The organism is Fodinibius salipaludis, assembly GCF_002287075.1.
GTDB lineage: Bacteria > Bacteroidota > Rhodothermia > Balneolales > Balneolaceae > Fodinibius > Fodinibius salipaludis.
In genome coordinates this window covers 47642-66374 of sequence record NZ_NSKE01000007.1, presented here as the reverse complement: position 1 = coordinate 66374, position 18733 = coordinate 47642, and the positions used below count along the sequence as shown (strand labels likewise).

15 protein-coding genes are annotated in these 18733 nt (G+C 43.0%); 10 read left to right on the top strand and 5 right to left on the bottom strand.

Annotation, left to right across the window (positions count from 1 at the left end):
* Nucleotides 1-35 precede the first annotated feature (35 nt).
* Genes thrA through thrC (CK503_RS10495) form a run of 3 tightly spaced genes read left to right on the top strand, consistent with a single transcriptional unit; the run spans nucleotide 36 to nucleotide 4781 of the window.
* A complete protein-coding gene (gene thrA, locus CK503_RS10505; protein ID WP_095606772.1) occupies nucleotides 36-2510 on the top strand; it encodes a bifunctional aspartate kinase/homoserine dehydrogenase I in 2475 nt (824 codons plus the stop codon).
* A gap of 1 nt (nucleotide 2511) precedes the next feature.
* Complete coding sequence (locus CK503_RS10500) at nucleotides 2512-3465, top strand: homoserine kinase (protein WP_095606771.1); 954 nt, start codon at nucleotides 2512-2514, stop codon at nucleotides 3463-3465.
* A complete protein-coding gene (thrC, locus tag CK503_RS10495; protein ID WP_095606770.1) occupies nucleotides 3462-4781 on the top strand; it encodes a threonine synthase in 1320 nt (439 codons plus the stop codon). The genes CK503_RS10500 and thrC (CK503_RS10495) overlap by 4 nt, the downstream gene beginning before the upstream one ends.
* Nucleotides 4782-4844: 63 nt before the next feature.
* Here the strand turns inward: thrC (CK503_RS10495) and thrC (CK503_RS10490) are convergent, their stop codons facing one another.
* Nucleotides 4845-6548 carry a threonine synthase gene (gene thrC, locus CK503_RS10490; protein WP_095606769.1) on the bottom strand — a complete coding sequence of 568 codons (1704 nt, stop codon included), beginning with the start codon at nucleotides 6546-6548 and terminating at the stop codon, nucleotides 4845-4847.
* A gap of 113 nt (nucleotides 6549-6661) precedes the next feature.
* Nucleotides 6662-6913, bottom strand: a complete 252-nt coding sequence (locus CK503_RS10485; protein ID WP_095606768.1) for a hypothetical protein — start codon at nucleotides 6911-6913, stop codon at nucleotides 6662-6664.
* Between the two features lie 212 nt (nucleotides 6914-7125).
* Between CK503_RS10485 and CK503_RS10480 the strand changes: the two genes are divergently transcribed.
* Nucleotides 7126-7425: a GIY-YIG nuclease family protein gene (locus CK503_RS10480; RefSeq protein ID WP_095606767.1), complete on the top strand. Its 300-nt coding sequence runs from the start codon at nucleotides 7126-7128 to the stop codon at nucleotides 7423-7425.
* A 53-nt stretch (nucleotides 7426-7478) separates the two neighbouring features.
* Here the strand turns inward: CK503_RS10480 and CK503_RS10475 are convergent, their stop codons facing one another.
* Nucleotides 7479-8381 (bottom strand): 3-methyladenine DNA glycosylase, encoded by a 903-nt coding sequence (locus CK503_RS10475; RefSeq protein ID WP_095606766.1) that lies wholly within the window; start codon nucleotides 8379-8381, stop codon nucleotides 7479-7481.
* An 88-nt stretch (nucleotides 8382-8469) separates the two neighbouring features.
* On the opposite strand from CK503_RS10475, the gene CK503_RS10470 reads away from it, so the two are divergent.
* Together CK503_RS10470 and CK503_RS10465 are read left to right on the top strand one after the other, a co-directional pair.
* On the top strand, nucleotides 8470-9393 hold the full coding sequence (locus CK503_RS10470; protein WP_095606765.1) for a UbiA family prenyltransferase: 924 nt from the start codon (nucleotides 8470-8472) through the stop codon (nucleotides 9391-9393).
* 62 nt (nucleotides 9394-9455) lie between these two features.
* The gene (locus tag CK503_RS10465) at nucleotides 9456-10073 is read left to right on the top strand and encodes a thioredoxin family protein (protein WP_095606764.1); all 618 of its coding nucleotides are present in this window, start codon (nucleotides 9456-9458) and stop codon (nucleotides 10071-10073) included.
* A 137-nt stretch (nucleotides 10074-10210) separates the two neighbouring features.
* Here the strand turns inward: CK503_RS10465 and CK503_RS10460 are convergent, their stop codons facing one another.
* Together CK503_RS10460 and CK503_RS10455 are read right to left on the bottom strand one after the other, a co-directional pair.
* Nucleotides 10211-13339, bottom strand: coding sequence for a T9SS type A sorting domain-containing protein (locus CK503_RS10460; RefSeq protein WP_095606763.1), 3129 nt, complete (start codon nucleotides 13337-13339; stop codon nucleotides 10211-10213).
* On the bottom strand, nucleotides 13329-13808 hold the full coding sequence (locus CK503_RS10455; protein WP_095606762.1) for a hypothetical protein: 480 nt from the start codon (nucleotides 13806-13808) through the stop codon (nucleotides 13329-13331). The genes CK503_RS10460 and CK503_RS10455 overlap by 11 nt, the downstream gene beginning before the upstream one ends.
* Nucleotides 13809-13926: 118 nt before the next feature.
* Here CK503_RS10455 and CK503_RS10450 point away from each other — a divergent pair, with 118 nt between their 5' ends.
* The 4 genes from CK503_RS10450 to CK503_RS10435 all read left to right on the top strand — a co-directional run bounded on the left by CK503_RS10450 (nucleotide 13927) and on the right by CK503_RS10435 (nucleotide 18703).
* Nucleotides 13927-15111, top strand: a complete 1185-nt coding sequence (locus CK503_RS10450; protein ID WP_255233386.1) for an aspartate aminotransferase family protein — start codon at nucleotides 13927-13929, stop codon at nucleotides 15109-15111.
* A 75-nt stretch (nucleotides 15112-15186) separates the two neighbouring features.
* On the top strand, nucleotides 15187-16548 hold the full coding sequence (locus tag CK503_RS10445) for an NAD-dependent succinate-semialdehyde dehydrogenase (RefSeq protein ID WP_095606760.1): 1362 nt from the start codon (nucleotides 15187-15189) through the stop codon (nucleotides 16546-16548).
* 134 nt (nucleotides 16549-16682) lie between these two features.
* Nucleotides 16683-17489, top strand: a complete 807-nt coding sequence (locus CK503_RS10440) for a hypothetical protein (RefSeq protein WP_095606759.1) — start codon at nucleotides 16683-16685, stop codon at nucleotides 17487-17489.
* A 152-nt stretch (nucleotides 17490-17641) separates the two neighbouring features.
* Nucleotides 17642-18703 carry a PA0069 family radical SAM protein gene (locus CK503_RS10435; protein WP_095606758.1) on the top strand — a complete coding sequence of 354 codons (1062 nt, stop codon included), beginning with the start codon at nucleotides 17642-17644 and terminating at the stop codon, nucleotides 18701-18703.
* Nucleotides 18704-18733 lie beyond the last annotated feature (30 nt).

Below are 18733 nucleotides of genomic sequence, written 5' to 3'. Positions count from 1 at the left end.
AGATCAAAGTCAGGTTTCATATTTAAAAAGGGCTTATGCGCATATTAAAATTCGGTGGTTCCTCTGTGGGAACAACCGCTGCTATCAGGCAGGTTGCAGATATTATTTCTGAAAAGAAAAAAGACCACCACTTAGCTGTGGTGGTTTCTGCTTTTGAGGGGGTTACCGATGCTTTAGAAGATGCGGTAGTTAAAGCTTCAAAAGGGGATGAAGCATATCTTAATATTTTAACTGATCTGGAAAAGCGCCATAATAATGCCATTAAAGAGCTGGTCAGCATTCAGAATCAAAGTCATACATTGGCACAGTTTAAAATGATGTTTAACGAGCTTGACGACGTGCTACACGGGGTTTCATTGACTCGTGAGCTGACCGATCGCACCCATGATTTTGTGGTGGGGTTCGGAGAACGATTTTCAGCCTATATCATTAGGCAGTTTTTATCTGATACCGGAATTTCAGCTGACTACCTTGATGCTCGAAAAGTTATTGAAACTGATCGTGATTTCGGATCTGCGAGGGTGCAGTTTGACAAGACCTACCCAAAGATTTGTGACTATTTTTCGGAAACAGATTCTGATTCTATACAGATTGTCACCGGTTTTGTAGCTTCAACGTCGAGCGGTGAATCCACTACTTTAGGTCGGGGCGGTTCGGATTATACGGCCTCGTTAATCAGCGCTGCGCTCGAAGCTGAGGCCATTGAACTGTGGACCGATATTGAGGGCATCATGACTGCCGATCCCGGGAAAGTAAAACGCTATTTTGTGATTCCCCATCTTTCTTATGAGGAGGCGATGGAACTTTCACATTTTGGGGCACAGATTATATATCCGCCAGCATTGCAACCGGCGATGAAAGAAAATATTCCCATCCTCATTAAAAATACATTCAAGCCCGAAGAGGAGGGCACGCGCATTAGTAACCAGTCGATTCCGGGAGAGTCAATCATAAAAGGCATTTCCTCAATCGATAACATTACACTGCTTACCGTTAAAGGGAGCGGCATGATTGGGGTTACCGGTATTTCAGCGCGTCTGTTCGGGGCTTTGGCTGATGCTGGGGTCAATATTATTTTGATTACGCAGGCCTCATCCGAACATACGATTAGTCTGGCGGTGCTCCCGGCACAGACAAAAGTTGCACAGAGTGCGATAAAAAAGGAGTTTAAATATGAGCTCCGCGATAATATTATTGATGAGGTAAAGGTAGAAAACGACCTTTCGATTGTAGCGGTTGTTAGCGACAATATGCGTCGTAAGCCAGGAATTTCGGGACGCGTATTTCAGGCGTTGGGTGCAAATGGAATTAACGTAGTAGCTATTGCACAGGGATCTTCGGAGCGTAATATCTCGATTGTTGTAGATCGTAAAAATGAGACCAAAACCCTGAACACGCTGCATGACGCCTTTTTTATTGCGAATGTAAAAACAGTGAACCTGTTTTTGGTAGGCGTGGGATTAATCGGGGGCAAGTTATTGGATTTAATCCAACAACAGGCCCAGAAATTACTGGATGACTACCACCTTGAATTAAAGTTGGCGGGGGTATCCAACAGCAAAAAGTTTCTTATTGATGATGAGGGGATTTCGATGGTTAACTGGAAAGAACGGATGATGGCGGAGGGTGAACTGGCTGATATCAATCATTTTATAGATCAGATGTCAGACCTGAATCTTTCGAACAGTATCTTTATCGATTGTACAGCCAGTGACGAAATTGCTTCTTCCTATTCGAATGTGCTGGAGTCAAATATTTCGATTGTGACGGCAAATAAAAAGGCCAACTCCAGTTCTTTGGCTACCTACGAAAAACTACAGCGGCTGGCGTTCAAACATAATGTAGCGTATCTCTACGAAACCAATGTTGGCGCGGGGTTGCCAGTGGTTGCTACCCTCAAAGAACAGGTGCTGACGGGTGACGATGTTATGCGGATTGAGGGAGTGCTGTCGGGCACCCTCAGCTATATTTTTAATACGTTTGATGGCAGTAGCTCATTTAGTGAAGTGGTAAGGACAGCCCGTGACAAAGGATTTACGGAACCTGATCCGAGGGAAGATCTTAACGGTCAGGATGTGGGACGAAAACTGCTGATATTAACGCGTGAGGCAGGATTAAAACTCGAATTTGATAAAATTGATATTCAAAATATGGTTCCGGAAAAAGCGCGTGATGTCGATACCGTAGAGGAGTTTTTTGATATTCTTGAAGAGCATGATGATGAATTTACAAAGCTTTTTGAAGATGCTGCCTCGAACAATAAAAAGCTTTGCTATATCGCACGATACGAAAATGAAAAAGCTACTGTGCAGTTAGAACAAATTGGTTCTGAACATCCGTTTTATGGACTCGACGGTAGCGACAATATCGTGGCATTTAAAACGCGGCATTACCAAAAAAGTCCCATTGTGGTAAAAGGTCCCGGCGCAGGGGCAGATGTTACCGCGAGTGGAATTATTGCCGATATTCTTCGTATTAGCAATGCCCCTTCATTCAGGGAGGAGATTTGAGATGCCTAATCAATATCAGTATGTAAAGGTGTTTGCCCCGGCTTCGGTTGCCAACGTAAGCTGTGGTTTTGATGTAATGGGACTTGCCCTCGATCACCCTGGCGATGAAGTCGTGGCTCGGAGAACAGAAGAACCCGGAATCCAAATAACAAGAGTGACCGGCGAAAATGGTGTATTGCCTACTTCGGTGAGCGAGAATACGGCGGGAGTGGCGGTCCGGGCGCTGTTAGGACATCTTGGCAGTGATGTGGGAATCGAGCTGGAAGTCCATAAGAAGATGCCGTTGGGCAGTGGACTCGGTTCGAGCGCAGCCAGCTCAGTGGGAGCGGTGGTGGCTGTTAACCGTTTGTTGGGATTGCCCTGTACGTCCGATGAACTCCTGACTTTTGCCGCGGAAGGAGAACGCGTGGCCTGCGGGACTCCCCATCTGGACAATGTGGCCCCATCACTGTTTGGAGGTTTTGTTTTTATCCGGAGTCGTGAGCCCCAAGATGTTATTGGGTTGGATTGCTCAAAGCCATTATTTGCTACCGTCGTACATCCCCAGATAGAGATCAGGACCGAAGATACCCGAAAAATTTTACGGCGCAACATCCCTTTACAAAAAGCGGTAACACAATGGGGGAATATTGGCGGTTTGGTAGCGGGACTTTTAAAGGGGGATTATGAACTTATTTCCCGATCGATGCAGGACGTGATAATTGAGCCGATCCGGTCGGTGCTAATTCCAAGTTTTGCCGAGGTAAAAGAAGCTGCACTTGATGCTGGAGCATTGGGAAGTGGTATTTCCGGATCCGGACCGTCGATATTTGCTCTCTCCCGGGATAATGAAACGGCCACAGCGGTAGGGAAAGTGATGCAGCATGAATATGAAGAAATAGGTCTGGATAATGAAGTGTACATTTCTCCGATCAATAAAGAAGGTCCCCGAATTTTGGAGGAAGTACAGTTATGAAGTATATCAGTACGAATAAAAAGGCCGACCCGGTGTCATTTGCAGAGGCTGCCCTCAAGGGGTTGGCACCCGATGGAGGATTATATCTTCCCCAAATCTGGCCACGGCTTTCTGATTCTTTTTTGGATCAACTTAGTCAGAAAAGTTTGCAGGATATTGGTTTTAAAATATCCCGGTTGTTTGTCGATGGTATAGATGATGATGTCCTGGAAGGTATCACAAAAGAAGCGTTGAATTTTGATGTGCCCCTGAATTCGCTCGGAAACCAAGTGTATGTGTTAGAACTATTCCATGGACCTACCTTGGCATTCAAGGATTTCGGAGCCAGATTTATGTCGCGGATATTTTCGGCATTGAGGAAGGAGTCAGACCGGGATTTAGTGATTTTAGCTGCTACCTCGGGAGATACCGGGAGCGCCGTTGCCCAGGGATTTTTAAGTGTGGAAGGGATTAAAGTTTGCCTGCTCTACCCCAAAGGAAAAGTAAGTTATATTCAAGAACAGCAGTTGACGACGGCCGGACAAAATGTAACGGCGCTCGAAGTTGAAGGTACGTTTGATGATTGTCAGCGAATGGTGAAGGAGGCATTTTCGGATTACTCTCTAAACGAAAAATTACAACTGAGTTCAGCCAATTCTATCAATATCGCCCGGCTTATTCCCCAGATGTTTTATTACTTTTATGCTATTGCACAGCTGTCTGTAAATAGCTCTCCCATTTTCTGTGTCCCCAGTGGGAATTTTGGAAATCTAACGGCAGGATTAATGGCCCAAAAAATGGGAATGTCGGCCACAGGTTTTATAGCTGCCACCAATGCAAATGATGTAGTCCCTGAATTTTTGGACTATGGTGAGTTTAATCCCCGACCCTCGAAAAGAACAATTTCAAATGCCATGGATGTAGGGAATCCCAGTAATTTTGCTCGAATCGTTGATTTGCTTAATGAGGATTATCAACAGATAAAACGTCATATTTGGGGCGCATCCTTTTCTGATTCCCAAACTCGTCAGGTGATAAAAGAAGTCTATCGTAAACAAGATTACCTGATGGATCCCCATACCGCAGTAGGTTATCGGGCGGTACAACAATATATTAGTTCGGAACAAGGATATTTTAGTGAAAGCAAATCCACGCCTAAAATTATATTATCAACTGCTCATCCCGCCAAATTTAAGGATGTTATTGAGCCTATAATCGGTAAAAAGATTACAATGCCTGATCGCCTCAAAGCCTGTCTGAATAAACAAAAGCAGAGCCACGTTTTGGAAGACGATTACGACGAACTCAAAAAGTGGTTGTTAAATCACTATAACTGATTGGGTAGAGGTGAAAAACACTCTCGGATTTCCAAGATGTGGGAAACTTTTTATTTACTTCTTTTAAGTCACCGTTGATTTCATAGCAATGGCCAAGCCTTTGGTAAATGCCTGGATAACGGCTTCGAGAGTATCAGGCGAAGCTCCTTTGGAGACCCATTCCTGATCGTTATTGGCCAATGTAAGGGTGACCACCACCAGCGAATCAGTATCGGGACTCAGAATATCTACTTCGTGATTTTTAACTTCCAAATGAAATACCGAATTGGTTTCGGCGCGGATAGCCGACAATATTGCATCAATTGGTCCAACCCCTTTTGCCTCGGAGATAACCTCTTCACCTTGGATATCTAACTTAACAGCAGCTTTAATGAGTCCATGTTTACGCATGGTAACTTTATAATCGAGTACTTCTGCCGGATACTCTAAGTCCAGATCTTCATTAAAAATGAGTGATTGTAGTACTTCGATTTCATTATTACTGAGTGTTTTCCCGCGCTTGTTGATCTTAGCCACATATTCATTGTAGAGCTTCTCGTGGTCCTCATCCATATCGAGATTTGCTATAAATGTATCACGTGATTTCCCCCAGGAATCTTTCTGCATCTCGATAAAACCTGACTTAATATAGTTGGTTACTTTATCGATATCCGGAGAAAGAACAGGAGAGGAAAGGGAATGTTTAGCTACGACCTTAGTATCTTTAAGCCCGGACCCGGTTAGGATAAACAAGCACTTTTTGTCTTTAAAGGTATCGATATTGTTTTTAAAAGCAGCAAGCGGAAGAGCACAGGCCGGTTCGGTAAAATGTCCTTCTTCAACAGCCATCTCTTTGAGAGAGTTCAGAATCTCATCTTCCGTAACGGTATATGCTGAGCCGTCCGATTCTTCAATACCGAGCATGACTTTGTGGAAATCGACCGGATCCGAAGCAGCTACCGACTGTGCCATGGTATTAACCTGCTTCTTGATGATTTTCTCCTTTTTGAAAATACCTTCTACCACGGGAGAGCTTTGCTCGGGTTGAATGGCAATCATCTTTGGTCGCTTGGAAATTTTGCCCGACTCCTTGAGTTCGGTAAACCCTTTCCAGATAGCGCCGAAGTTGGTTCCACACCCCACGGGGACAAAAATGTAATCAAAATCGTCCCCATTTTGCTCCAGCAATTCGTAGGGAAATGATTTTTGTCCCTCTTCACGGAAAACATAATCACCGGCCAAGTAGTAGTTTCCTGATTTTGCAAATTTTCGGCAAAGCGCTTCACAAGTACTAAAATCTCCTTTTATACGGATGATATTAGCATTATAAATAGTGGCTTGGGCAATTTTGGCATCCGTTGTTTTTTCGGGCACAAAAACAAAGCAGGGGATTTTAAAATAGCAGGCATAAGCAGCGACTGAGGCAGCCATATTTCCCGTAGAAGCAAGACAAATGGCCTCGGCACCAAGTTCGAGGGCTTTCTGAACCTCGATATAACTGCCGCGATCTTTAAAGCAGCCGGTGGGATGTTCGAATTCCAGCTTGGCCCAGAGGTCGGCTCCATACGTTTCTGAAAGGCGATCCAGCTTTTTAAGGGCCGACGGATGCGTCTTCATCGGGTCGGATTTGAGCTCTTTTAGCGGATACTGAATATCATCAGAAGGTTCATCATAATAGACCCGAAGAACGCTATCACATTGTGTACAATAAGTGGTTGTTTCTTCTTCTGAATTAAGGTGACCGTTGGCCACACATCGTAACTCGTAATTTGTTGTTGCGCTTGCCATAGTAAGTAAAACCCTAAGTTATATTTTGAAACGTATGCCTTGAATCAAGATGTATTTGAAAATAGGTGTTTCCGTTCAGGAATGATATCCTTTTTCAAAATTTTAAACTTCTATTAATTCTTTAACGGAAGAAGGGAAATTTCATCAAAATCCATATCGAGTTCATCAAGAACCGGTTCTGCAACTTCAGAAATTTCTTCCGGATTAAGATCGTCCAGCCCTTCAATTTCGATGTATAAAGTGTTTTGATGTCCTACAACACTGTATCGTGCTTTTTCAGCATTAAAGCATTTGCGCAGGGTATCTACGAGTACTTTAATATCCTGTTCATAAGCTTCGTAATCGGTGTTATCCAGTTCGCTCATCGCCGTATAATTTGTTCAGATGATTAGTTGTATTTGTAGTCGAATAATATGCATTAGATGATAGGCAATTAATGGAAGCTGCGAAAGGTTTCTTGTGACTAATACAGATCCAGAAACAAGTTCAGGATGACACAGAAACTTTAATGTAAGGATATTGCTAAATAAAGATCTTACTAGCGGTAATTTGTTAGATATAAAACATTGAAAAGATCATGGGTTATCGAAATTCCACAGGCAAAAATGGATTTGTTTATATTTTGTCAAATCATAGCCGGAATGTTATTTATACCGGTGTTACAAGTGAATTAGATGAACGAATACTTGACCATAGGTTCGGTAAAGGTTCAAGGTTTACTTCAAAGTATAATTTGAAGGTTTTGTTATATTTTGAGAAGTATCCCAACATTGATGAAGCAATAGAAAGAGAGAAGCAGTTAAAGAATTGGCATCGAGAGTGGAAGTTTAATTTAATAAAGAAGTCAAACCCAGAACTGAAAGATCTATGGGATTAAATAAAATGACTAAGTACATGTCATCCTGAACTTGTTTCAGGATCTTTAATACTTCAGTCACAAAGAGCTTTTAGCAGATAGTTGTATTCTCTTATTAATTGCTTGCGGATAGGCTGGGACCTTTCGTAAATAGACATCTGTTTCTCCATATATTCTTGCCGCCCTTTGTCAGTCTCAATCTTGATGGGTTCCAGTCCGCGGTCGCGTAAGTCATAAGGACTTGCTTTCATATCCATAACACGTGTGTCAACAGCCAGCTCAAAGGCTTGGCGGATAGTACTGCTCGAAATCCACGGATACATCTTGAATGCCCACTTGTATAGGTCCATATTTGTATGCAGGCAGCCGGGCTGTTCCATTTCGGCAAATTTATCCCGATTGAGTTCAAACTTATTTTGGGGCTTGGCTTCATCCGTAAAAAAGCGGAAGGCATCAAAGTGTGTGCATACCAACGGACGTGATTCTACGAACTCTGCAAGTTCATCTTTCTCCATGCGCAACGAGAGATAATCATGACGGACGTGATCAGCTTTGTAGACCATCGCCCACTCGTGCATTCCAAAACAGCCAAACGAAGGTTTCCGCTCGAGCGACTGTTCCAACACATTCAGAATCCATTTGATAGCAGATATGCGATCGGTATCAAAATGTTGGATATCAAGGAAGCAGTTTTCGCCAATAGTTTCCATCTCATCAAACATCCAATCGTGAGATGAGCCTCCAATCAGTAGAGTTCTGAATCCCGGCGACCAGCGTTTTAAGTAGGAGGGACGAAAGGCGTAGTATTCAAAAAGGAAATCGAGCACCGGATCTTTTTGCTGATGGGATCGCTTTTCCAGATAATCATCAATAAGCTCGCTAATCGATCGACGATGATCGCGTTTTTGCTGCTGCCACTGCTTTGGTGATAGCTGCTCGTGAATGTATTTAGGTACTTGTATTCCTGTGGAAATCATAGTCCCAAAGATACCAATTGTAAATTGGATTGATAAGCCTAAATTGCTATGCTAATTATCTAACTTTTTTCTTACTTCTTTATCTAACATGCATTTAGAAAAAGCAGGTCTTTTTAAACAGATATGGCATTTTGTACTACACCTGCGGTGGCATTACCAGCTATTTATATTATCGGGTGGTTTTTTGCTGGGTGGGTTTTTGAGTGATGACTTAACGGTAATACCGTTTGTTATCCAGTTTCTAAATGTTCATCTGCTTCTTTTTGGCGGCGCAACGGCCTATAACTCCTTTTGGGATAAAGATGAGGGACCGATTGGCGGACTCAAGCATCCCCCCAAAATGAGGCCGTGGATGTGGCCAGCTTCATTGATCCTTCAATTTATCGGTCTTGGAATAGCGATGGGAGAAGGAATTTTGTTTGCAACCATTTATATATTGAGCATGTTCTTTTTCTGGCTGTATTCCACGCCCTTGGCACGATGGAAAAGTCATCCTACTAAAAGCCTTGTGGCTATAGGCGTAAGTACGGGACTGAATTCGGTATTGCTGGGGTATTTGGCTGCAGGAAATTCCTTGTTGTCCCTCTGGGTGTTTGTGGCTGCTGTAGGTGCTTCTTTACTGTTGCTTAGTTTGTATCCCATTTCGCAGATTTATCAGCTGGATGAAGATCGCAAACGCGGGGATCAAACTTTTGTAGTACGTTATGGCAGAAAGGGAGTTGGGAGATTTTTTATAGGCGGATTTTCGATTGGATTAACACTCGTGACTTTGGCTATGGGACAATCACATTTACGGCTTTCGGTTCTTTTTGGATTGGTTGGATTGCTGATATTAATAGTAGGACAGAGTATTGTTCGATCCCTCGGTAGCACCCAAGCCGATTATTCAAAAGTGATGCGTATTAAATACGGTACCTCTCTGTGTTTTGTGTGTTTTCTGATTGCAGGCATCGTTCTAAAACATCTCCGGATTGATGGAATATCTTGGGTTGCCAAATTGTTATTAGAGTAAGACCTTCAAGGTGTTTTCCATCTACAGAAGTAATACAAATCACAATTACATCTACAGACATTATGAGTATTGCAGCAGAACAAATTATTACGGAAGAAGTTATTGACGAAGCATATACGTATGAGGAGTATCGGGAGATGATCGATGAGCTCCTGGAACAGGATAAGACCACCGGAGACAATCATTCTGATGAGATGGTTCACTATACCAAGATGAATGTGCAGCGTATGAGTCGCTGGGATAAGCGCGCTGAGCTTACTGATTCATTGGTTGATGAGCTTGATAACCTGGATCAAAAGTGGATGTGGTTGGTGGTCACCGAAGCGTGGTGCGGTGATGCGGCTCAAAATATCCCGGGACTTGTAAAGATAGCTGAAGAAACTGAGAATATTGATATCCGGTTTATTTTGCGTGATCAGAATTTGGATATCATGGACGAATATTTAACCAATGGCGGACGTTCGATACCTAAGCTGATTTGTTTGGATTCCAAAACGCTCGAAGAAGTTGGAACATGGGGGCCGCGTCCGGAGCTGGCACAGCAGAAGGCAATGAAATGGAAGGAAGATGAGAGCATTAGCAAAGAAGAATGGGCAAAGAAACTACATAAATGGTATGCAAAAAACCGAAACCAAGAGCTGCAGAAAGAGTTTAAACAGTTGATTTCAGAATGGAAATAAACTATGCTGACAGCCCCAAGTAAACGTATAGTATGCTATCTTCAGACATTTAATATAGTTGCCGGATGATGTAACCTGTAATGGCAATTAAATTATATTCTATTTTTCGGTCGGGAGTCTTTCGATTATAGTGATCATTATTTTATAAATGTCATCTGTTTTGACTGCATAGCATCGTCTCCACCTGAAAGAGCTTCAACATAAATCCGATATATATAAACGCCGCTTGCCAGGCCTGAGAGATCAACTCTTTCGGCATAGGAACCCGCATTATAAGTTTCTTCTCTGATAGGTTGAAGTACTTTGCGTCCGTTAGTGTCATAAATTGTAAGAGTAACTCGGGTGTCTGCGGGAATATCAAATGGAATTTTGGTTGAAAGATTGAAAGGGTTGGGATAGTTTTGCTTGATAGTAAAATTGTCGGGTGGTAATAGGGTAAAAGTTTGACTTGCACTGACATTACCGGAAGATGCTTTTACTTGAATAGTATTTGATTCATAGTCACGAGGAATAGCCCCGCGCGGAACCTCAACAACTAATTCATTTGTGGTGGCCTCAAGTACATTGGCTATAACAGTGCCAAAGGTCACCTCATTATCTTCGGGGCTGGAATTAAATTCGAAGTTTGATGCCGCAATGGTAACTTTGTCCCCGGCCCGACCTTCATTAGGATTAACGGCTATTGAAGGAAGGGAAACGGTTCCATCAAAAGAGCCGCGGTACATGCCCAAGCCATGGGTACCTGCAATAATAGTTCCATCATTATATCGGGCATTAACTTGTTCAACTACCGCATAACCGATTTCATTGGTTGCCTCTTGTTCCCAGCTGGTATCTGGTCCGTCAAAATTGGTAGTCGAGTAAATGCCGGTACTGGTTCCAACAAAATAGATGTTTCCTTGCTCTCCGGGAATGGTTACTGAGGAGCGTACTGAAGGACCTAAATCACCACCATTGTCTCCGAGGTTCCCTTCTACTCCTTGCCACGTTTCTCCACCGTCGCGGGTATGATAAATGCTTTCGACTTGATAGTTCGAGATTACCACTGTAATATCATCAGCGTTGGTAGGACTCACTTCAATATCGTGGATGTATGCACCATTAGCGGCATCGGGTATAGATATGTCTTGGGCACCGGAAGTAGCCTCGTGGGAGTTTGTCAGTTTGTAAAGAACCGGCTGGTTATTTTGTGAAGATCCAGCATAAAATAAAATATTGGCAGGATTTCGTGAAACGGTGAGAGCCGAGATTTCATATCCGGATGGTACACTTAGACTGCTAAGGTCTTCCCAGTTCTCAGTAGTGCCATCTGGGTTATCATTATTGTTTATATCATTAACTTGAGTATTACGCCAGATATTCCAGGTTCCTCCCTCTGTATTGGCCCCCGGATAATACATAATACTCTCATCGTTGGGATCTACTACATACGGATGCACAAATAACTGTTCTTCTACGTCAATGGGATCTACATAGGCTAATGGAGTAGTGGGATCCCCACCGTCCGATTTTTTATAGCGAACGATACTACCGTTCTGTCGAGAAACAAAAAGATGCGATGGAGTAAAGTATGCATAACCTCCATCACCAAAAGAGATGTCACTTGAAGTTGTACTTTCACTTGTTTTACTATCAAAGCGAAAAAATGGTGTTCCATTATCCTGTGTGCCGCCCAACACCCGGTTATCACCTATTTGGGAGGATATGGCAGCTGAATAGAATTGTGTAGTGACGTAGCCTTCGTTCATATCCTGCCAGCTCACGGAAGTAGCCGTGATATTATCGGTGACGCTGACACCCCCATCATGAGCCGACCACATTCGGTTCGGATCGTTTTGATCAAAGAAAAATTCGTGCTGATCCGGATGATGATTGGAATATTGACTCCCATTATTATCTTTGGCATATCCTCCTATCCAGTATTCATCTTTGTCTTCCTCTTGGTAGCCTCCCGTTGGACTGGTAGCAAATCCGTCTGTGGACCGAAAGAGATTAATACCGCCCACGATTACAAAATCCGGATCGTTGGGCTTTACCGCTACCATCATATTATATCCTCCTTGCATCTCCATATCTCCGACCGAACCATCTTCAAAATTAGGCAAGTTTTCAGAACGATCATACGAGTTTTCCAGAGTTTCTCCCCCAAGGTCAAGATCGAGCATGTGAAAACTGACCCCCTGATTGGTTTCATCACCTTGTCCTTTGAGAGTTAATATATAAGCCGAGTCTGGGGCAGAAGGTGCAAAGGCGGCAACACTGCGGCGGTGCGTGCCGGGAAAGGTAGACGGCGTAACGTTAGTCCAATTGGCACCGTCGTCAGTAGATAAATATACGCCGGGATCATTAGTCTGGTTCGGTTCGCCGGCATCCGCCTCCGAGATTACCGCAAGTAGGTCTCCATTGGAATTGGTAACAATATCAGTGTACCGATGCTCTCCGGCTCCGCCGAGAACCAACTCAAATTCTTGGGTGGATTCATTGAGTTTTAACACGCCAAAGCCATGGCTTGCAATAAATACAGATCCCGTTACCGGGCTAATGACAACACGACTCATAAAGTCAAAAGGGCTACTGAATGAAGCATTTTCATCTTGCGTAGACGGAATAATAGACCAGGTTTCTCCGTTATCTGTAGATCGATATACGCCGGTTCCGTAATAGGGAGCAGTAAATCCCCGGTCAGATGCTGAGTTTCCCAAAAATTCACCGGTTACATAATACCATGTGTCCGGATCCGTGGGATCCTGGGCCAGTGAAGTCACACTGAGGTTTGTAAAGTCACTTGTTTTAAGTTCCCAAGAGCTGCCGCCGTCGGTTGATTTCCAGATGCCTCCCGAAACTCCTCCGGCAATAATAGTATTTGGATCATTGATATCTACGGCCATTGCTCGGGTTCGGCCGCCAATATCATAAGGTCCGGCCTGTTTCCAGCTAAAATTTTGAAAGTTCAGCAGTCCCTTTTGTTTGTGGGGGAATTGAATATCTATATTTTGGCGTTGGGGAATCTGTTTGGCTTGCTGTATTTCTCGCTGGCGGGCATTGTCGGGAATTTTATTTGTAGCCGGATTCTGCAGCATGCGAAAATAATAGTCGCCCCGTGCCGCTTTTTTCTCCAATCGCTCAACTTGATTTGAATTAGGTTTTTCAATCTGTGTCACTTTTGGTTTATGAGAAGAATCTTGGGCCAAAAATAGAAAAAGAGCAAACAGTCCAAGTGCGAGAAAGGTTGTAAAAAGTAAATGTTTTAGTGTGTTACGAGTCATCGGACACGTTTTTAGTTGTTGAATCAGTGTTAATTTTGTTTAGAGTCCAGTTCTGTGACTGCTTACCCAGCGATTGAGTATATCCCACAAATAGAATGAATTGTTTCCCCTCTTCTAATGTGAGAAATTGTTGTTCTGCATTTTTTTTAAATGTTGTCGCATTAACTTTAACAGTCTTTCCTTTTGGCAATGATGGAGTAGAAGGACCCCGTTGGAGTATTTGAACTACTGAAATATAAATAGTTGCCTCATCTCCATCTTTTTCTATTTTTTCTAAATTCGCTTTTATCTTTGCTGTCCCCGGAGAAAGGGGGGGAGCAGGCGGCTGTATGCGCATAGTGTCGTCGTGAGATTGTGTAATAAGAGAATCTGCATTTTTTTCGTCAGTTTTGCTTGAAACATCATCTTTTGATGGAGCGCAAGCGGTAATTACAATAAGAAAGCTAAGAATTGTGCTAAAAGTTGACATGCACATGTAAAATGTGACTTTAGTTCATTTTAAGATAAAATTTAGACATATAAACTCAATTAAAAAGTCCCCTTTTTTCTTATAATATTTGATTAAACAAAAAACAAGGTAGCGTATTTTGAACAAGAAAAAATCTTTCTATAAGCATGTAGCCCAAACCAGCGATGCACCAATGGGGCTGGAAATAGAACGTGCCGAAGGTCCCTATATCTATACAACTGACGGCAAAGAGTATATCGATTTTATTTCCGGTATTGCCGTTAGCAGTTTGGGGCATCGTCATCCTAAAGTGGTGGAGGCCGTCAAGCGCCAGGTGGATCGCCATCTGCACGTGATGGTATACGGAGAATTCATTCAGGAGCCACAGTCAAAGTATGCGGAACTGTTGACTTCACAACTGCCAAATTCGCTGGATCGCGTATATTTCGTAAACAGCGGTACCGAAGCGAACGAAGGAGCGTTGAAATTGGCAAAGAAGCATACGGGCCGACACAAGTTTGTGGGATTTCATCACGGGTATCACGGTGATACCCACGGCTCGTTAAGTGTTACCGGACGGGATGTGTATCGTGATCCATACCTGCCGCTGTTACCCGATGTCCACTTTTTGGATTTCAATAGTTTGGACGGACTGGAAAAAATTGACAGCGAAACGGCAGCCGTAATTATGGAGCCTATCCAAGGTGAGGGCGGTATCATCCCCGCAAAAAAAGAGTGGTTACAAGCTGTTCGCAAGCGATGTGATGAGGTTGGGGCGCTGCTCATTTTTGATGAAATACAGACAGGGTTCTATCGTACCGGGTCGCTGTTTGCTTTCCGGGGATATGATGTGGTGCCTGACATTATGAGTCTGGCTAAGGCGATGGGCGGCGGCATGCCGATGGGGGCTTTTGTATCGTCATCCGAAATATTTGAATCATTTAAATACGATCCGCCCCTGAATCACGTAACTACCTTTGGCGGCCATCCGGTATCGTGTGCTGCGGCCCATGCTACATTGTCGGAATTACTTTCGGATGAGTATGGAGCAAAGGCGGAACGGATTGAGAAGATTGCCCGGAAAGAGTTGACTGCTGACGGAATCACAGAAATTCGCGGCGTGGGAGCGATGCTGGGTATGGAGCTCGAAGATCGTGAACTGACTCAGCAAGTGGTAGAAGAGTGTATGGAGAAGGGTATTATTTTGGGTTGGACGCTCCATTCAAATACCCTGGTGCGACTGGCACCTCCGCTTATTATTGAAGAAAAGCTGTTGCGATCAACTTTGCAGACCATCAACAAAACAGTCAAAAAATATTGTTGACAGTTGGTTGGAAGGATTGCTATTCGTAAACTGTTTAGTAGAAAAATAAATACTAATAATTAAGAAAGAGCTGCTATGAAATCTATTAATCCTGCTACTGGAGAGCTTATCGAAGAGTATGACCAAATGAATGATGATGCATTGAATACTATTGCAAGGGATGCAGCCTCAGCTCAGGATAAATGGCGTCGCAATTCATTTTATGAGCGCAGTTTGTTATTACAACGAGCTGCCGAGCTGTTGGAAGAAAATAAAGAAAAGTATGCCAAATTGATGGCTCGTGAGATGGGCAAGCCAGTGGGCCAGGGAAAGTCTGAAGCCGAAAAATGTGCTTGGGTCTGTAATTATTATGCAGATAATACCGAACATTTTCTGGAGGAAGAAGTTATTAAATCCGATGCAAGTAAAAGCTATGTGACTTTTAATCCATTGGGGACCGTCCTTGCCATTATGCCGTGGAACTTTCCTTTTTGGCAGCTCTTTCGGTTTGCGGCCCCTGCCCTGATGGCCGGCAATGCGGTTGTCCTAAAACATGCATCTAATGTAACAGGGTGTGCTTTGGCTATAGAAGATTTGATGCATGAAGCAGGAGTCCCTGATAATTTATTTCGAACTGTGATAGCTGATAACGATCAAACGAATGAGCTTATTAAGCATCCCGATATTGCTGCTGTTACGTTAACAGGAAGTACTCGTGCCGGGAAGGCAGTGGCAGAAACAGCTGGGAGTGAGTTAAAGAAAAGCGTACTCGAGCTTGGAGGGAGCGATCCTTATCTCATTTTGGAAGATGCCGATGTTGAAATGGCGGCTGAAATTTGTGTGACTTCTCGTCTGATCAACAGTGGACAGAGTTGCATTGCAGCTAAGCGCTTAATTGTAGTTGAAGATATTTATGACGAGTTTCTCGAGGCGGTATTTCATCTTATGAATGAGAAAAAAATCGGAGATCCGTTTAACAGTGCTACTGATGTTGGTCCAATGGCTCGCGAAGATTTGCGGGATGGTCTTCATGATCAAGTTCAAAAAAGTGTTGCAAAAGGAGCAGAGTGTATTCTTGGGGGATCTATTCCTGACCGAGATGGTTATTACTACCCGCCAACTATTCTTACTGAAATATCAAAAGATATGCCTGCCTATGAGGAAGAACTGTTCGGTCCGGTAGCATCAGTTATTAAAGTAGAAGATACCCGAGAGGCTATTAAAGTAGCCAATGACAGTGATTACGGATTGGGTGCGGCGGTGTTTTCCGAAGATCTGCAACATGCTGAAGAAATTGCTGCCTACGAATTAGAAGCAGGCTGCTGTTTTGTAAATGATTTTGTGAAATCCGATCCCCGACTGCCGTTTGGTGGAATTAAAAAGTCAGGCTATGGTCGAGAATTATCTCATTTTGGGATTAAAGAGTTTGTTAATACCAAAACGGTATATCGGGCATAAATTAAAAATAACTGTAAGGATTCATATTCCCGGCGGTCTTACTTCTTAGAAGAATGTTTGTGAGCTGTTTTTGTCACAAACTTCGTATTAGATAGAGAACGCTAACTTAAAATAGACCAAAAGGGAGATATAAGATGAATCGTTACTTTAAATATGTTGCATTTATAGTTTTAATAGTCGGATTAATGGCCTGTGGTGATGATAGCACCGGACCGGATGTAGATCCTGGTGATGCTCCGGAATTTCCTCAGGTGCAAAATGAAGAAGCTAAGCCTGATTTCTCTTTTTTCGAAGATAATCAGCCAAAAGTCGTAAAGGGAGAGTCATTAGCTGAAACCAGTAATTACTATGATGCTCGAAGTGTAGCTTTAGCCAATCAATATACGTTTGCCTTTGCTAATGTGTATTCTGGTTTTTTATTGGCGGGATCCAATGAAGATGCAGACTTTGAGGATGGAATGTGGGTATGGGCGTACTCTTATAGCTACCAAAATGAAACTGTTTCAATAAAGACCACCGCAGAAGAAGTTGCCAATGGTTATCAATGGGCGATGTATTGGAGCTATGATGATGGGGAAACAAGCTTCGAGGATTACAAGGTGATGGAGGGCATAGTATCCGAAGATGGTTCAAGTGGCGAGTGGAAGTTTAATATCCTCAACCCAGATACAAATGAAGAAGTTTTAGCCTACAATTCAGAGTGGGAAGTTATCAGTGATACTGAAAATAACATGTCGGTTAAATGGTATGATGAGACTGGCAACTCCACTTTAACAGTTGAGTATAATGAAGATCAGCCTGAATTTTATATGACGTTCACTTATCCGGATGAATCTGATGTTGTCCTCTTCTGGAATACTGACACCAACGAAGGTTATTATGATGAGGGTGGAGATCGAAGATGCTGGGATGAAAACTTTGAGGATATATCCTGCAGTTAATAACGGTCATCAGTAATTTGGATAAGGGGCCCGGGTTTAATCTTGGGCCTTTTTTGTTTTAAAATCGATCGACTTTGATGACACTATGCTGTCATTGAAGATGTTATATTACTACTCAGATATATTAATATAACCCAAAGGATTGAGCTGCCATGCATCAAGATGATAAAAATCCCATTCGAGGTCGCGGTGCTTCAGATAACCCCGCCAATCGCTTTGAGGGAAAATATATTGATTATGAGCTCGATGAGGAAACGGGAGAAAAGCCTGCCCAAGATACTAAGCTTATTCCCGATGATACGAAAGAGGTATTATCCAAGAATGACAGTCCCGATATTCCGTTTACTTATGGGTTAAATCCTTACCGTGGATGTGAGCACGGATGTATTTATTGTTATGCGCGCCCTACGCATGAATTTCTGGGGTTCTCTGCTGGCCTCGATTTTGAGTCACGCATCATGGTAAAATACGATGCCGCAGAAAAATTGCGATCGAAGTTCGCTTCTAAAAAATGGATTCCCGAACCCATTATAATGAGTGGTGTTACCGATCCTTTTCAACCAATTGAAAGAAAGCTGGAAATTACGAGAAGTTGTCTGGAAGTTTTTGCGGAGGCACGTAATCCAGTTGGAATAATCACAAAAAATTATTTAGTCACCCGTGATATCGATCTTCTGGAAGAACTCGCTACATATAATGCCGTTCACGTAACATTGTCAATTACCACGCTCGATCGTGATTTGGCACGTGTGATGGAGCCCCGTACATCACAGCCAAACCGAAGGTTTAAGGCCATCGAGGAGTTGGCCGATCGAGGTATTTCTGTGGGCGTCAATGTTGCTCCCATTATACCGGGACTCACTGATCATGAGTGTCCACAGATTTTAGAACGAGCAAGAGATGCTGGCGCAACACGAGCTGCTTATACGATTGTCAGATTGCCTCACGGCGTAAAGGATCTTTTTAAGGAATGGCTTGAACAACATTTTCCCGACCGCAAAGAGAAGGTACTGAACAGGATACGTGATATCAGGGATGGTAAATTATATGAAAGTGAATTTAGAGATCGCTTTAAGGGCAAGGGGGAGTTTGCCGAACAAATTCGCAATATGTTTGCTATTCAAACTGATAAATTAAATTTGAACAACAAAGAACTGCGACTTTCAACTAAACACTTTCAGAGGCCTCAAGAGGGGCAATCACGATTGTTTTGAGGGCAACATGTTGCACATTACTTCGTTTAA

Excerpts from the sequence above, each read along its gene's own strand:
- CK503_RS10460 (WP_095606763.1), bottom strand. The coding sequence starts at position 13,339 with ATGACTCGTAACACACTAAAACATTTACTTTTTACAACCTTTCTCGCA.
- CK503_RS10500 (WP_095606771.1), top strand. The coding sequence starts at position 2,512 with ATGCCTAATCAATATCAGTATGTAAAGGTGTTTGCCCCGGCTTCGGTT.
- CK503_RS10465 (WP_095606764.1), top strand. The coding sequence starts at position 9,456 with ATGAGTATTGCAGCAGAACAAATTATTACGGAAGAAGTTATTGACGAA.
- CK503_RS10440 (WP_095606759.1), top strand. The coding sequence starts at position 16,683 with ATGAATCGTTACTTTAAATATGTTGCATTTATAGTTTTAATAGTCGGA.
- CK503_RS10445 (WP_095606760.1), top strand. The coding sequence starts at position 15,187 with ATGAAATCTATTAATCCTGCTACTGGAGAGCTTATCGAAGAGTATGAC.
- thrC (WP_095606770.1), top strand. The coding sequence starts at position 3,462 with ATGAAGTATATCAGTACGAATAAAAAGGCCGACCCGGTGTCATTTGCA.
- CK503_RS10435 (WP_095606758.1), top strand. The coding sequence starts at position 17,642 with ATGCATCAAGATGATAAAAATCCCATTCGAGGTCGCGGTGCTTCAGAT.
- CK503_RS10455 (WP_095606762.1), bottom strand. The coding sequence starts at position 13,808 with ATGTCAACTTTTAGCACAATTCTTAGCTTTCTTATTGTAATTACCGCT.
- CK503_RS10480 (WP_095606767.1), top strand. The coding sequence starts at position 7,126 with ATGGGTTATCGAAATTCCACAGGCAAAAATGGATTTGTTTATATTTTG.
- thrC (WP_095606769.1), bottom strand. The coding sequence starts at position 6,548 with ATGGCAAGCGCAACAACAAATTACGAGTTACGATGTGTGGCCAACGGT.
- CK503_RS10485 (WP_095606768.1), bottom strand. The coding sequence starts at position 6,913 with ATGAGCGAACTGGATAACACCGATTACGAAGCTTATGAACAGGATATT.
- thrA (WP_095606772.1), top strand. The coding sequence starts at position 36 with ATGCGCATATTAAAATTCGGTGGTTCCTCTGTGGGAACAACCGCTGCT.
- CK503_RS10470 (WP_095606765.1), top strand. The coding sequence starts at position 8,470 with ATGCATTTAGAAAAAGCAGGTCTTTTTAAACAGATATGGCATTTTGTA.
- CK503_RS10475 (WP_095606766.1), bottom strand. The coding sequence starts at position 8,381 with ATGATTTCCACAGGAATACAAGTACCTAAATACATTCACGAGCAGCTA.